Source organism: Duganella aceris, from assembly GCF_011090165.1.
GTDB classification, from domain to species: Bacteria; Pseudomonadota; Gammaproteobacteria; order Burkholderiales; family Burkholderiaceae_D; genus Rugamonas; species Rugamonas aceris.
This window is the reverse complement of the sequence record NZ_JAADJT010000002.1, coordinates 366922-380822: the sequence shown is the minus strand read 5'-3', so window position 1 is coordinate 380822 and position 13901 is coordinate 366922. Positions and strand designations below refer to the sequence as shown.

Sequence of the window (13901 nt, the reverse complement as noted above, 5' to 3'; positions counted from 1 at the left end):
CCTCATGGTTTTTGCATGGTGCGCTGGCAGGATTGCAGCGCGCTGTCGTAGGAGTGCACCACCTTGCTGGCGGCGGAGAAGACGCACGGCGCCAGGTCGGCGTTTTCGAACGGACTCGGCAACAGCACGGCGTAGCGCTTGCAGTGGGGCAGGCTGTCCTTCATCTTCAGCAATGCCCGCTCCATCAATTCGCGCTCGGCCAGCGGGTCGACGCTGACCAGACAGACGATCGACACCAGCGCCGGCGTCGCCTCCGGCGGCGCGTCGTGCAGGCCGAAGTCGGCGAAACTGACGCTGCGGGCGTCGATCTTTTGCTCGCGCAGGATGCGCACCAGGATCTCGGTCGCCAGCTCGTCGTACTGCGTGCCCAGGCTCATCGCCAGCACCACGCTCCCCACCGGCACGTCGAACGAACCTTGCCATTCGCCGCTGTCGAGGATGCGGCGGTCGCGCAGCTGGCGGCCGATGCCGACCCCGGTCAGCACCGAGCTGGCTTTTTTCTTTTTCCACCACTTGCTGTCGCCGCTCAGGGACTCGATCACGGCGATGATGGCGCTGCTGACTTTTTCCTCTTCACCCGGCGTGATCGCGCTGTCCTTCAGATCGAAGTGCGCCAGGTGCAGCGCCGGCAGCAGCACCGCGTCGCAATAGGTGGCCAGCGACTTGTGCTGCATGAAGCGCTTGGCGCCGGCGACGATTTCCTGCGCGTCGCCGGACAGCGCGCGTTGATAGAAATTCTGCGGCATGGTCAGCGCCGGCAGTTCGCCGAACATGATCTCCAGCACCTTCAGCGCGCGGATGTAGCGGCCCGCCACCACCAGGCACAAGGTCAGCGGCGTCGACAGCACCAGCCCGACCGGACCCCAGATCCAGCTCCAGAAGATCGCCGCCACCACCACCGACAGCGGCGACAAGCCGGTCGTGTGGCCATACAGCTTGGGCTCGATGGTCTGGGCGACGATTACCTCGACCGCCAGGAACAGCCCCAGCGTCATCAGCGCCATCGACCACCCGGGATCGATGGCGGCCGCCAGCAGCGTCGCGCACAGTCCGGCGATCCAGACGCCGACATACGGAATGAAACGCAGCACCGCCGTCATGGTGCCCCACAACAGCGCCTGGCCCACGCCCAGCAGGCTCAGGCCCAGCCAGATGGCGAGCCCGGTGGCGATGTTGACCAAAAACTGCGAGATGAAAAACCGCGACAGCCGCTCGCCCGCTTCGTTGACCGCGATGGTGGTGGCGCGCAGGTCGCCGCCGCCGGCCAGGCGGATGAAGCGGTCGCGCAGCGATTCATGTTCCAGCAGCACGAAGATCAGCACCACGAACACGATGCCCGCCGTCTCCAGCGGCGGCCACACCGAGGCGACGATCTTGCCCAGCAACTGGAACGGCTTCAGCGCCGGTTCGTGGACCTCGACCAGCACCGGCGTCTTGACGCTGCCGTCGGCCAGGCGCACCGGCTGCGCGCCGTCGTTCGGGCCTTCTTGCGTGAAGTGTTCGATCAGCTGGCCGGCCGGACCGCCGAGGCTGTCCAGCGAGCCGCGCGTCAGGTCGTTCAGCACCTCGATCTTGGCGGCGATGGTGTCCTGGTACAACGGCAGGCTGGCGCCCATGCGCGTCACCTGCGACACCAGCACGGCGCCGATCGATCCCAAGGTAAGCGTCACCACCAGCACCCCGGCGCACACCGACAGCGTGGGGCCGAAGCCGATATGGCGCAGCGCCCGCACGAACGGGGCGATCAGGAAGCTGAAGATGAAGGCCAGCGTGATCGGAATCAGGACGTCGCGTCCGAAGTAGAGCAGGGCCAGGACGGTGGTGGTGCCGACCAGGCCGACGACGGCGTTGGGCAGTGCGCGTGCGGGTAAAGAGTCTGACATTAGCTAGCGGGCGGTGTAAGGATACGTAAATGCGATGAAATGCACCGCGTTGAGCGCGATGTGAACGATGATCGCCGCCTCGATCCGTTGCGTGCGCTGATAGGCGTACGCATAGCCGAGTCCTGCGATACAAGCGAGTATCGCATACAAGGCGCCGCCGGCGAGGTGCGCGGCGCCGAAAAGCAACGCCGACACCACGACCGCGATCCACTGGCCGTGGCGCACGCCGCCCAATGACGACGCCAGCCGCGCCTGCAGCAAGCCGCGGAAGAACGCTTCCTCGGCCACCACGGTGAAGAACAGGTTCACCGCCAGGAACAGCAAAGTCACCTGCGGCAGCTTGAAGTCGGGCCGTACGAATCCGGCCGCCATCGCGAAGGCCATGACGGCGGCCACGGTGGCCAGCAGCACCGGCCAGGTCTTGCGCAGGACGCCGCGCAGTTCGGCCCAGCCACCGACGCGGCTGCAAAGCAACGCCAGCAGGATCAGCCCGACCGCGCCCTTGTCGAAATTGGCGTACTGCGTGAACGGCGCGGCGCCCGGCGACAGCACGGCGCCGGCGATCACCACCGGATTGCTGAAGCCCGGCAGCTTGTGCATCGCCAGCGCGAGCGCCAGCAACGCCGTCAGCATGCCGGCCGCGATCCGCAAACGCTTGTCGGCGGCGGTTCCGGCCAAATAGGCGACCGCGCCGAACACCGCCAGCGCGATCACGGCCGGCGGATGCAGCACCCCGGCGACGAAGCCGGCCAGGATCGCCGCGACCAACAAACCCGCCCACAACGGGAAGCGGAACCAGACGGCGCACATGGCCAGGGCAAGCAGAACGAAAGTGATGAGCATCATGGAAGAAAATCGATACGCGGCGGCGCCACGCTTGTGTTTCCTCCAATCATATCACTCCGGTAATCTTGTTAAAACCGGTAGACGAAGCCCGTCATCAGCATCGGCGTGGTCTTGCGCTGGGTCAGCGGACTGTCGGCGGCGTCGTTCATCAGGCGGGTGACGCCGATCGCGCTGCGCAGCGTCCAGTTCTTGTTCAGCACGTGGTTCCAGTTGACGGTGATGCCGGCGCTCTCGAAGCCGGCCTTGGCGCTGAACGGCCGGTAGCCCGAACCCAGGCTTTGCGCCGCCGTCACGCCGAAGTAGGTCTGCGCGTGCTTGTCGTCGCCGTAGACCGCCGAGGCGCCGAGGCCGATCTGGTCGATGGCGCTGGTGTACAGCGGCAGCGACGCGCCCAGCGTGTAGGTGGCGCCGTTGGCGCGGTGGCCGATGCTTTGCGTGGTGCTGAAGCTGAGGCCGAGCGAGCCCAGCTTGTAGCTGAGCCCCAGCACCGCCTGCACGCCGCCGTCGACGTCGCCCATGCCGCGCAGCGCGTCGGAGCCGGAGAAGGTGCTGCGATGATCCTTGCGGCCGCCGCCGTAGCTCAGCGCGGCGCTCAGGTTGATGCCGCCCAGCGTGGTCTGGTAGCCGGCGCCGCGCAGCGTGCTGAGGAAGGCGCCGTTGTCGAAGGTGCGTTCGAGGAAGGGCAGCGCGATGACGCGGCTCTTGTCGGCGCCGGCGTATTCCGGCAGGTAGGCCAGGCCGGCGCCCAGCATCAGGCTGTCGCCCGCGGCCGGCGCCGTCCTCGGCTCGGCGGAGGAGGGGATGTCGAGCGCGTCGGCTTGGCTTTTGCCGGCGAAGGCGCACAGGGAGAGAAGGCTGATGGTGAAGGCGAGGCGCATGGAGTTTTCCCGTTCAAGGTCCGCCGGCGCATCGGTGCCCGGCTCTGGACGCGCTGAAGTGTGGCAACATTTGCCGTCCGCCGCCATCGCCGTGTCTGAAGTATCATTTGTCGAAATCTTTGGTATCGCGTGGCGATGCCGTTCTCTGGAGCCGACCATGTCCCTGACGCTGTATTACCATCCGCTGGCCTCGTTCTGCCACAAAGTGCTGATCGCGCTGTACGAAAACGGCACCGAATTCGACAAGCGCATCATCAACCTGGGGGAGGAGGCCGACCGCGAGGAGTTGCAAGCGATCTGGCCGTTGTGCAAGTTCCCGGTGCTGCGCGATCACGAACGTCACCGCGACGTGCCCGAGACCTCGGTCATCATCGAATACCTGGACCGTTATTTCCCCGGCCCGCAGCCGATGATCCCGGCCGACTGGGACGCGGCGCTGGACGTGCGGCTGTGGGACCGTTTCTTCGACAACTACGTGCAGGAGCCGATGCAGACCATCGTCAGCGCCCACCTGACCGGCATGCAGTGCGACCAGACCAAGGAGCGCACCAAGCTGAAGACGGCCTACAAGATGATCGAGAAGCGCATGGCGACCCGGGCCTGGGTGTGCGGCGAGGCCTTCGGCCTGGCCGATTGCGCGGCGGCGCCGGCGCTGTTCTACGCCGCCACGCTGTTGCCGTTCCCGGAGGAGTACCACCACCTGCAATCCTACTTCGAACGATTGGTGGCGCGGCCTTCGGTCAAGCGGGTGCTGGACGAGTCGAAGCCGTACTTCCAGATGTACCCCTTCTTCGACGACATCCCGGAACGCTTCCTGTAAGCGTGTAGCAGTCCAACGCGGCGGCGCCGGCGGTGCCGCCGACCGATCCCATCCACGCCTACGCCAGCGCCGACACGCCGATGAAGCGTCCCGGCCAGCCGGCCGAGCTGGCCGGCGTGGACGTGTTGCTGGCCTCGTCGGAGTCCAGCTATGCCACCGGCCAGGTGTATGCGGCGGTCGGCGGCAACGGCGGGCCGTAACAATCAGTTCTTGTTGCCCTGGTCCTCGGCGCTCTGCATCGAGGCGGCCTGCGGCATCGACTGGTTCTGCGCGGCGACGTTGGCGAAGCGGCTGGCTTCTTCGCTGAGCTTCTGTTCGGCCGCGCGGCGGGCATCCTCGGCCGCCCGCTGGCCCGCGTCGACCAGGTCGGCGGCGGTGCGCGTTGCCTGCGGCGCGTGCTGCTGCACCACACCGGTGATCTGCGCCTGGAACTCCGTCGCCAGCCTGGACAGTTGCTGATGATAATCGCGCAGCGCCTGCAAGGTGGCCTGGGCCGCCGGCGCGACCTGGGCGGCCCGGTCGCCCGGCGCCGCGTTCAGGCTGTCGCGCAGCATTGCGGTGGAGTTGTCCAGCCACTCGTGGCTGAATTGCGCATTGACCGCCGCCAACTGTTGCATCGAGTTAAGCACCGTCTGCGACAGCTCGTTGTAGTAGTCGATGCGCGCGACCGCATGTTCTTTTGCCGCCGGGGTGAGGGTTTCCACAAACGAAGTCATGAGATTCTCCTGAAGTTGGTTGAACGTAGGAGACCTCATCTTCGCAGGTGCCGGAAAAATCTGGCACACCTGAGCTTGCTGGAACTATTTGTTGGCCCTGTTCAAATCAGTCGCCCAGCGATGACGCGCTGCGCGGCAGGATGTAGAGCTGCTTCTGGCGGCCGTTGATGTAGTGGATGCCGGTTTCGTCGAAGAAGGCATCCTCCTCCAGCATGATGCGCACCGGCTCCTTCCAGCCCGGCAGCGTGGACGCGGCGTTCAGCTCGATCGAGTAGGCGGTCTTGTAGCGCAGCTTCTCGTCGCCGGTGCCGGGTACGCCGTCCTGCTTGTCCCACATGCCGATGGCCGGACCGGCGGCGTGGCCGTGGTAGCCGATAGGATGGCTGTAGATGGTCGGCGTGATGCCTTCGGCGCGCGCCAGCTTCAGCGCGCCGGCCAGTACCTCGTTGCCGCTGCGGCCTTCCTTGAACTGACTCAGCAGGATGTCCTGCAGGCGGTTGGCCTGGGCGAAGGCTTGCGTCAGCGCGGCCGGCGCGGCGCTCTCGCCGGGTTTCAGCACGTAGGCGTGCTGCTGGATGTCGGTGTTCAGGCGCAGGTAGGTGATGCCGATGTCGACGTGCAGCAGGTCGCCGGCGATGATGACGTCGGGATTGGCCAGGCTGCGGCCCTGGCGCTGGATCTCCACCGATGGGTGGAACCAGGTGTCGTAGCCCAGGTCGCGGATCTTCTGGCGGAACCACCACACCACGTCGTCGGCGGTGGTGATGCCGGGCGTGATGACGCGCTCGGAAAAGCCTTCCTCGATGATCTTGTGGGTGGCGTTGACCAGCTGCGGATAGATCTGCATCTCGCGCGCGGTGCGCGTTTCCAGCCAGCGCACCGCCAGCGGTTCGGCCGACACCACGCGCGGCTTGAAGTTGGCCGGCAGCGCTTGCAGCAGCTCGGTGTATTCGGTGTGGTCGATGCCGTCGGCGTGGCCGAAGTTGCGCGAGGTGTTGAGCGCGATCTTGTCCGGGTTGCGGGTCTTGATGATGTCGATCAGCGCATCCCATTGATCCGGGAACTTCTTCATGTCCCAGGCGGCGGCGATGCTCTTGCCGACGGCGTAGCGGGCCACCGCCAGTTTCTCCACTTTCTGCGTTTTCGGATCGCGGTAGAACACCAGGATGGTGCGGCGGCGCGCGTTCAGCCATTCCGCCGGCAGCATGGTTTTCATCACCGGGTCTTCGTTGTATTCGCGCGAGACCACCACCCACATGTCAATGCCGGTTTTTTCCATCATCCCCGGCAGCAGGTTGTCGAAGCGGTCGGCCAGCAGGTCGTTGATCACGACCGCCTGGTCGCCGACCGACAAGACCTGGGCCTGGGATGCTGTAGCGAGCAGCAGGGACAGCGCGAAGAGGAATTTTTTCATCGTCAGATGGTGCCCGCGCTTTTAGGTGAAGTCAACAAACAATATTTATAATAATATCTGCGTAGCTTAAGGAGACAATATGTCAGCAGCATCGGTATTTTATTTGCACGGTGGTCCGGGACTCGGCCCGGTGTTCGAACGCGCGCGTTTTCCGGATGCGTCGCAGGTGCACTGGTGGCAACAACCGCTGGCCAAGCCCTGCGCGGCGCGGCCGTATCTGGATCTGCAGGATGCGGCGTTGGCCGAGTTGCGCCGGGTGTCCGAGGAGCGCGGAGCGCCGGTGACGGTGATGGCCAGTTCCTTCGGCGCGCATCTGGCGGTGCATCTGGCGCGCCGTGCGCCGGAGCTGATCGAGAACATCGTGCTGCTGGCGCCGACCTTCAATCCGGAGCAGGCGGCATTGCGGCTGGCGCGGCGCGCCTTCCGCGTGCATATCGATCACGAACATGCGGGCAAGCTGGCGGCGGCGCTGGCGGCCTATGACGACGATCCGGGCCGGCCACGCTTCTGGGACGTGTTCGGCGCGCTGTCGCTGCTGCCGGATGTGACCTCGCTGTACTTCGGCCCGCGGGGCGCGCAGGCGGCTGTGTCCTTCCTGGAGCTGATCCAGCAGCCGGGGGCTTTCGACGGTCCGACTTCGGTCGCGACCTCGGATGATTTTTCGGCCAGCGATCACACGCCGGTGCAAAGCTTGTTCACCGGGCCGGTGTCGGTGCTGTTCGGCGCCTACGATCCGATGATCGACTCGGAGCAGGACAGTGCGGTGTGGAAGGTTATCTTCCCGCAGGCGGTGTTCAGTCGCGTCGAGACGGGTCACTTCCCGTTGCTGGAGTTGACCCTTGAAGAGTGTTTGAACCCGGCTTAACGGGCGAAGTGGGTCTCGATTTCTTCCAGCGTCTTGCCCTTGGTTTCGGGTAGGAGGAAGGCGGCGGTGAGGAAGTACAGCAGCGTGCAGCCGGCGCCGTAGAAGAACATGGTCGCGTAGCCGTACTGTCCCACCGTCGGCAGGAACACCGCCGCGATCACCGTCGAGACGAACTGGTTGATCAGCAGCGCGATGCTCATGCCGTTGGAGCGGATCCGGGTCGGCATTAGCTCCGACAGCGCCAGCCACACGCACACCCCCGGCCCGACCGCGAAGCTGGCGACGAACAAACACATCGCCAGCGCCACCTGCCAGCCATGCGTAGTCGACGGCACTGCGGCCAGGTGCGCCTGGGTGATGCGCAGCGGCGCGGTCGCGCCTTCGGCAGGATCGGCGAAGGGATTCAGGTGCAGGCGGCGGAAGAAGACCCCGATCACGCTGTCGGCCTGCACGGTGTCTGCGCGCGTCATGCGCAGGGGCGGCAGGGCGGCGTCGTCGCTGCGGCGGGTTTGCACATTGGCGAACGGGCCGTAGGAATAGGCGATCGTCAGCTGTTGCGGTGCGCCGTCGGCGCTCGCGCCCAGTGATTTCAATGTATCGGCATTCAGGCGCAGATCGAGTCCGTCCGCTTGCACGCGTGCTTGCAGCACGGCGGCGACGTCGCGCTGCTCGCCTTCCACGCTTCGGAACAGCAGGCCGGATGTCAGCAATGCGATCACGATGCCGCTCGTCCCCAGCATCAGCAGGAACTTGCGGCCCTTGCGGTCGACCAGGATCACCGCCACCACCGTCATCACCGCGTTCAGCACCTTCAGCGCGACGTCGGCCATGTTGGCGGTGGCGCCGGGCAGGCCGGCCTGGTTCAGGATGTTGACCACGTAGGCCAGGATGGAGTTGATGCCGGTCGCCTGCGTCAGCGCCAGGACCAGGCAGGCCAGCAGGAAGGGCAGCACGTAGCGGCGGCTCAGCAGCGGCTCGGCGGCGCCGGCGCTGGCGCTGGAGCGGGAGCCGGAGCCGGAGCCGGAGCCGGAGCGCTCGACTGCGCCGGCGGCGGGGGCCGACGCTTGCTGGATATCGTGCAGCTCGGCCTCGGCTTCGTCTGCGGGGCGGGTGCGCAGCAGCGCGGTGCGCGCCTGTTCGATGTCGCCACGGCGCGCCAGCCAGCGCGGCGACTCGGGCAGCAGCATGCTGCCGACCGTGAACACGATGCCCGGCGTCAGGCACATCCAGAAGATGCTGCGCCAGGCATGATCCTTGGCGGCGAACACCGCCGCCGCGCGCTCCATCTCGGCCAGCCCCTGCGCCGCCGCCGTCGCGGTTTCAACCGACTGCGCCTGGAACAATCCAATCAAAGCCGCCGCGACCAGGCCGATGGTGAGCAGCAGCTGAAACAGCGCAGCGCCACGGCCCCGCTGATCCGCATGCAAAGACTCGGCCAGATACAGCGGCACCACGACGCCGATCAAGCCACCGCTGATACCCTGCAGCAGACGGCCAAGCAGCAGCGGCACGTAGCCGTCGGCCAGCGCGATCAGCGGTATGCTCAGCGTGAACAGTACCCCGGCCAGCACCATCGCCCAACGCCGCCCGATCCAATCGGCCAGCGCGCCGGCGAACAGCGACGACAGCACGGACCCTAGCAGCACCGCCGCCACGATAAAACTCAGCTGCTGCGCGCTCAGCTTCCAGGCCACCGACGCCGTCGATTCCAGATAGGGCAGCGCGCCGGCGATGATGCCGACATCGATCCCATACAACAGCCCTCCCATGCCGGCAATGAACAACAGGAAGCGCATGGCAGGGACAGTGGCTTGCATCGATACTCCGGCTAGTTGTTGGAAAGGTCGATGGCTTCGCCTTCGACGAAGACGGCCACCGGCTGCAGGTCTGCGTCGAGGACGACGATATCGGCCCAGGCGCCCGGCGCCAGGCGGCCACGCTCGGTCTCGCCGAGGTAGTCCGCCGGGTACAGCGATAACCGGTTGGAAGCGTCGGCCAGCTCCAGGCCCAGATCGACGAAATTGCGCAGCGCCTGGTCCATGGTCAGCACGCTGCCGGCCAGCGAGCCGGTGGCGAGCCGCACGCAGCCCAGGCATTTGTAGACGCGTTGCGTGCCCAGTCCATATTCGCCGTCCGGCATGCCGGTGGCGGAGGTGGCGTCGGTCACGCCGTACAGGCGCGGGATGGCGCGCAGGGCGGCGCGCATCGCGCCCGGATGGACGTGCTGCAGGTCGGGGATGATCTCGGCGTATTCGGCATGCGCCAGCGCGGCGCCGACGATGCCGGGCTTGTAGTGGTTCAGCGCCGTCATGCCGTTGAACAGATGGGTGAAGCCGGCCGCGCCGGCTTCCAGCGCGGCCACGCCGTCGTCGTAGGTGCCGTTGCTGTGGCCGATCTGCACGCGGATGCCCATCGCCTTCAATTGCGGGATCAGCGCCAGATGGTCGGCCACTTCGGTGGCCAGCGTCAGCGCGCGGATCGGCGCCAGCGCGTGATAGCTGCGCACCAGGTCGATGCTGGCGATGGCCACCGCGTCGGCAGGTTGCGCGCCGAGACGGTGGATGCTGAGGAATGGGCCTTCCAGGTGCACGCCCAGGATACGCGCGGCGCCGGCCGGGCGTTCGGCGATGGCGCCGGCCAGGCCGTTGAGCGCGCGGCGGATCGAGTTGTCGGTCGCGGTCATGGTGGTGCCCAGCATGGCGGTGGTGCCATGCCTGGCGTGACTGCGCGCCACCGTGACGCCGGCGGTTCCGCCCTGCATGATGTCGGCGCCGGATGCGCCGTGCACGTGCAGGTCGATAAAGCCGGGCAGGATAGTCAGTGCGCCGTCGGCGCCTGCGTTTTCCTGGATGTGCTGGATGCGCTGGTCAAAGGCGATCGTGCCGTTGATCCAGCCGTTGGGAGTAAGGATTCTGCCGCTTAGCACTGCGATATTCCACGATAAAGAGTAAGAATATCGAGCTTACCAGATAGCGGCACCGGCTATTTGCGTTTTTGAACGGTGTTGCCGACCTCCGGGGTGAGGTTTTCGTCGATGTCGCTGGAGGTGGACTTGACCCGTTTGTAGTCTAGGGGGCCGCTGTTTTCCGGCAGCGGTGGGCCTTGGTAGATCAGCGCCAGTTCACCGATGGCGGCGATATTGTCGGCGCCGAAGCCGGCGAGGGCGGTGAAGCGCAGCTGGCGCGCCGTTGTTGTTTGGCCGAGTTCTATGCGCTGCTGGTCGTAGCTCGAGACCAGGGCGCCGCGTTTGAGCTCGCGCCAGTTGGCGCCGTCGTCGCTGGCTTCGAGCAGGTAGTCGCGCACGTCGCCTTCGTGGTCGCGGTGGTTTTGACGCGGCATGACGACCAGGCCGGAGAAGGCGACCGGTTGCGGGAAGGAGATCGTCAGTTGTTTGCTGGCGCCGGCGGCGCTCCAGATAGTGTTTGGATCGCCGTCGATGGCAGCCGCTCCCGCTTCGCCGGCGTTCGCGCCCAGCTTTTTCATCGCCAGCGTGTCGAACAGCGCGTTGCGGAATTCGGTCGTGCTGACGGCGGTTGGCGGATTGAAGCCGTCGCCGGCCATGTAGGCCAGCAGCGATGCGCGTAATTGGCGTGCGACGATGCGCTTGGTCAGGTCGGTCTCCAGGTCCATGCTGGCGGCCAGGAGTTTGCCCTTGCCGACTTTGGCTTCCACCAGCAGGCCCAGTTTGAAGTTGCGGTTCCAGTCGTCGATTGGTTGCACGATGGGCTGCAGCGCCGGCGGCAGGCGATCGAGATTGATGGTGCGGGTGCCTTTCACCAGTTCGGTCCATTGCCAGTCGTTGAAGCGGTCGGTGGGGAAGCCTGCCAGCGCGGGGTGTTTGCTGTCGACCCAGACGCCGAGCATGCGGCCCCATTGTGGGTTCATCAGGCGGTTCCAGAAGACCGGTACGGCGTCCAGCGGCGGGCCGCTCCAGTCCAGGTCCGCCGCCAGCGGCAGGTAGAGGACTTTGCCGCCTTGCGCCAACCGCGCTTCCGCCGCCGGCCAGCTGTGCGTGACCAGCACGTCGGCCGGCTCCGGCGCGGCGACGGCGGCCGGGTAGAGCCAGATGTTCCAATCGTTTTGCACCGCCGTGCCGCGTAGCCCGATCACCAGCCGGTACGCCTGCGGCGCCGGCAGCGCGGCAAGCGCGAGCTGGATTTTGCCGAGCGCGATGTTCTTGCCGATGCCGATCGTCCGCCCCGCCGCGCCGCCGCGCGCCACCTCGCCGCTTGCTTGGCCGCCTCGCGCCACCTCGCCGCGCGCCCGGTCGCTGCTTATCAGGCCGCCTCTCGCCACTTCGCCGCGCACCAGGTCGCTGCTTGCCTGGCCACCTCCCGCCAAGTCGCGGTGCGTGGCGTCGCCGGCCGTCGTCGCGCCGGGCGTCAGGTCGCCGCTCGCGGCAACGTGGCCGGCGGCGTCGATCAGCTGCCAATAGGGCTGCGCGTTGGTCAGCGGCGCGGCGCCGAAGTGGGCGATCTCGACGTCCACGGACAGGCTTTCGTTGGTGGCGAATGTGCGCTTGAGCAGACGCGCCAGCGGCACGGTCGCACCATTGTAGCGCCGGAATTCCTCAGCGCTGGCGTAGCCTTTGGATTCCCAGAACGTGTCCAGTATACCGACCAGCGCCGTGCCCTGGCCCAGATAGTCGTGCAGATCCAGCAGCTGATAGCCCATCAGACCCGGCGTGCGCAGATTGGCCTCGATCTCCTCCTTGTAGGCCTGGACCTGGAATTTCCCGGACGCCCAGGCGAAGTCCTTGTTGCGCGCCGCCATGCCGTGGCGCGCCAGCGAGTCGCGGAAGATCTCGTAATTCCCCGGCCGCAGATAGCCGGTGAATTTGCCGATGATGTCGTAGTCCGGATAGGCCACCCACTGGCCGGTCTCGTGCGACACCACCGGCACATGCACGCCGTCCAGCGAAGCGCCGTAGTCACGCCCGAACCAGCCTTTGTCGCCGCGCAGCGGCTTCGCCCCGATGCGCTGCATCGACAGGAAGTCGGTGCCTTCGGCCAGGCCGGGGACTTCCTTCTCGGTGTGACCGGTACCGTTGGAGTACAGCCGGCGCGGATCGGCCTTGCGGTAGTGCGCGATCCACGGGTCGAAGGCTTCCTTCCATTTGCCTTTCGGCTCGTTGCCGGGGCTGAGCAGCAGGAAGGATGGATGGTTGCCGTAGGCTTTGATGATGCGTTCCGTTTCCTCGTACAGCATCTTGTCCATCGCCGTGCCGGGGGAAACTTCGTTCCACATGCCGGGTTCGGGTTGCAGGTAGATGCCCAGTTCATCGGCGGCCTGGAACGCGGCTTCGGGCGGGCAGAAGGAGTGGAAACGGATATGGTTGATGCCCCAGTCTTTATTAATCTGGAAGATCTTGCGCCAGTAGGCGACGTCGGTGGGTGGGTAGCCGGTCAGCGGGAAGTCGCCGCCGTGGTGCGTGCCGCGCAGGTAGATCGGCCGGCCATTGAGCAGAAACTCGCTGCCGCGCGCGGCGATCTGCGCGAAGCCGAAGCTGATGTCGCGCGCATCGTCGGCGCTGGCGCCGCGCAGCGTCAGGCGAATCTTTTGCAGCGTCGGATGGAATTCGTCCCAGGTCTGGGCGCTGGCGGGGAAGCGCACGGTGATCTCGGCGCTGCCGCCGCCGGCCGCCCAGCGCACCGGGTGCGCGACGCCGTTCGCGGTCAAGGTGCCGCTGCCGGCGCGGCCGGCGGCGTTGCCGATGCGGACCCGCACCAACGCGGTCTTGCTGGCCACGTCGGGATAGACCTGCGCGTCGTCCAGCCATACCGGCGAGGTGGCGCGCAATTCCATCTTGCCGACGATGCCGTTCCAGCTCATGCCCAGTGAATCGGAAACGCTGTGCGCGTCCGGCCGGTAGGCCATCAGCATGCGGTTGTCGACGCGGACCGAGATGCGGTGCTTGCCTGGCGCAAGCGTGCCCAGATCGTATTCATGTTCTGCCACCAGGCTCAGATTGCCGCCGATCGCGCCGTCGTCGATCCAGACTTGCGAGCCCCAGCGCGGCCGTTCCAGGTACAAGGCGATGCGCTTGCCGCGCCACGCGGCCGGCACGTCGATGTCGCGTTGGTACCAGGCCGCGCCGAGGTAGTGCTTCTGCGGCTGCGACAGGAACGGCACCTTGACGTTGCCGGCGGTGGTGTAGGGTTTGTAGTCCTCGCGCTGGTCCCAGTTTTTGTCGTAGAGGGAAAGCACCCAAGGCGTCTTGGCGCTGATGTCGTCGCCGTAGCCTTGCGCTTGCAGGATGCCGGGGAGGGCGATGCGGTCGGGAAGGGCACCGTCGTACCAGCGCTTGGCGATGCCCTCGTCGGCGCGGTCGATGGCGAAGCGCCACTGGCCGGCGAGGTCGCGCCGGTCGGTAGCGGCGGCATTCGGCGCAGCATCGGCGGCATGGGCGACATTAGCCGTGGCGGCGCAGAGTAGCAGGGCGGTGGCGAGAAGACGACGCATGGCATTCCTTGCAAACG

At 66.4% G+C, this 13901-nt stretch carries 11 protein-coding genes; 3 read left to right on the top strand and 8 right to left on the bottom strand.

What is annotated here, in order from left to right; all coding sequences use genetic code 11:
• Positions 1-2: 2 nt before the first annotated feature.
• The 3 genes from GW587_RS06195 to GW587_RS06185 form a co-directional block, all read right to left on the bottom strand.
• Positions 3-1883, bottom strand: a complete 1881-nt coding sequence (locus GW587_RS06195; RefSeq protein WP_166099957.1) for an AI-2E family transporter — start codon at positions 1881-1883, stop codon at positions 3-5.
• A gap of 3 nt (positions 1884-1886) precedes the next feature.
• Entirely contained in the window at positions 1887-2729 is an 843-nt protein-coding gene (locus GW587_RS06190) for a CPBP family intramembrane glutamic endopeptidase (protein WP_229259310.1), read from the bottom strand.
• A 68-nt stretch (positions 2730-2797) separates the two neighbouring features.
• Positions 2798-3607: a MipA/OmpV family protein gene (locus GW587_RS06185; protein ID WP_166099954.1), complete on the bottom strand. Its 810-nt coding sequence runs from the start codon at positions 3605-3607 to the stop codon at positions 2798-2800.
• Between the two features lie 157 nt (positions 3608-3764).
• Here GW587_RS06185 and GW587_RS06180 point away from each other — a divergent pair, with 157 nt between their 5' ends.
• Positions 3765-4427: a glutathione S-transferase family protein gene (locus GW587_RS06180; RefSeq protein ID WP_166099951.1), complete on the top strand. Its 663-nt coding sequence runs from the start codon at positions 3765-3767 to the stop codon at positions 4425-4427.
• 32 nt (positions 4428-4459) lie between these two features.
• The gene (locus tag GW587_RS06175) at positions 4460-4627 is read left to right on the top strand and encodes an SDR family oxidoreductase (protein ID WP_371875548.1); all 168 of its coding nucleotides are present in this window, start codon (positions 4460-4462) and stop codon (positions 4625-4627) included.
• A gap of 3 nt (positions 4628-4630) precedes the next feature.
• Here GW587_RS06175 and GW587_RS06170 read toward each other — a convergent pair whose 3' ends face one another.
• Together GW587_RS06170 and GW587_RS06165 are read right to left on the bottom strand one after the other, a co-directional pair.
• The gene (locus GW587_RS06170; RefSeq protein WP_166099949.1) at positions 4631-5143 is read right to left on the bottom strand and encodes a phasin family protein; all 513 of its coding nucleotides are present in this window, start codon (positions 5141-5143) and stop codon (positions 4631-4633) included.
• Positions 5144-5249: 106 nt separating this feature from the next.
• The gene (locus tag GW587_RS06165) at positions 5250-6557 is read right to left on the bottom strand and encodes a M24 family metallopeptidase (protein ID WP_166099947.1); all 1308 of its coding nucleotides are present in this window, start codon (positions 6555-6557) and stop codon (positions 5250-5252) included.
• A 79-nt stretch (positions 6558-6636) separates the two neighbouring features.
• On the opposite strand from GW587_RS06165, the gene GW587_RS06160 reads away from it, so the two are divergent.
• Positions 6637-7422, top strand: coding sequence for an alpha/beta fold hydrolase (locus tag GW587_RS06160; protein ID WP_229259309.1), 786 nt, complete (start codon positions 6637-6639; stop codon positions 7420-7422).
• Here the strand turns inward: GW587_RS06160 and GW587_RS06155 are convergent.
• From GW587_RS06155 to GW587_RS06145, 3 genes are read right to left on the bottom strand one after another with little or no spacing between them, the layout of a single operon-like run.
• Positions 7419-9239, bottom strand: a complete 1821-nt coding sequence (locus tag GW587_RS06155; protein ID WP_166099944.1) for an MFS transporter — start codon at positions 9237-9239, stop codon at positions 7419-7421. The two genes, GW587_RS06160 and GW587_RS06155, sit on opposite strands and share 4 nt — an antisense overlap.
• Before the next feature lie 11 nt (positions 9240-9250).
• The gene (gene nagA / locus GW587_RS06150; protein ID WP_166099942.1) at positions 9251-10348 is read right to left on the bottom strand and encodes an N-acetylglucosamine-6-phosphate deacetylase; all 1098 of its coding nucleotides are present in this window, start codon (positions 10346-10348) and stop codon (positions 9251-9253) included.
• Positions 10349-10404: 56 nt separating this feature from the next.
• Positions 10405-13884, bottom strand: coding sequence for a DUF8487 domain-containing protein (locus GW587_RS06145; protein WP_166099940.1), 3480 nt, complete (start codon positions 13882-13884; stop codon positions 10405-10407).
• Between the last annotated feature and the right edge of the window lie 17 nt (positions 13885-13901).

Bases quoted from the DNA above. Each gene is read 5' to 3' on its own strand.
- GW587_RS06195 (WP_166099957.1), bottom strand. From the start codon at position 1,883: ATGTCAGACTCTTTACCCGCACGCGCACTGCCCAACGCCGTCGTCGGC.
- GW587_RS06190 (WP_229259310.1), bottom strand. From the start codon at position 2,729: ATGATGCTCATCACTTTCGTTCTGCTTGCCCTGGCCATGTGCGCCGTC.
- GW587_RS06185 (WP_166099954.1), bottom strand. From the start codon at position 3,607: ATGCGCCTCGCCTTCACCATCAGCCTTCTCTCCCTGTGCGCCTTCGCC.
- GW587_RS06180 (WP_166099951.1), top strand. From the start codon at position 3,765: ATGTCCCTGACGCTGTATTACCATCCGCTGGCCTCGTTCTGCCACAAA.
- GW587_RS06170 (WP_166099949.1), bottom strand. From the start codon at position 5,143: ATGACTTCGTTTGTGGAAACCCTCACCCCGGCGGCAAAAGAACATGCG.
- GW587_RS06165 (WP_166099947.1), bottom strand. From the start codon at position 6,557: ATGAAAAAATTCCTCTTCGCGCTGTCCCTGCTGCTCGCTACAGCATCC.
- GW587_RS06160 (WP_229259309.1), top strand. From the start codon at position 6,637: ATGTCAGCAGCATCGGTATTTTATTTGCACGGTGGTCCGGGACTCGGC.
- GW587_RS06155 (WP_166099944.1), bottom strand. From the start codon at position 9,239: ATGCAAGCCACTGTCCCTGCCATGCGCTTCCTGTTGTTCATTGCCGGC.
- GW587_RS06145 (WP_166099940.1), bottom strand. From the start codon at position 13,884: ATGCGTCGTCTTCTCGCCACCGCCCTGCTACTCTGCGCCGCCACGGCT.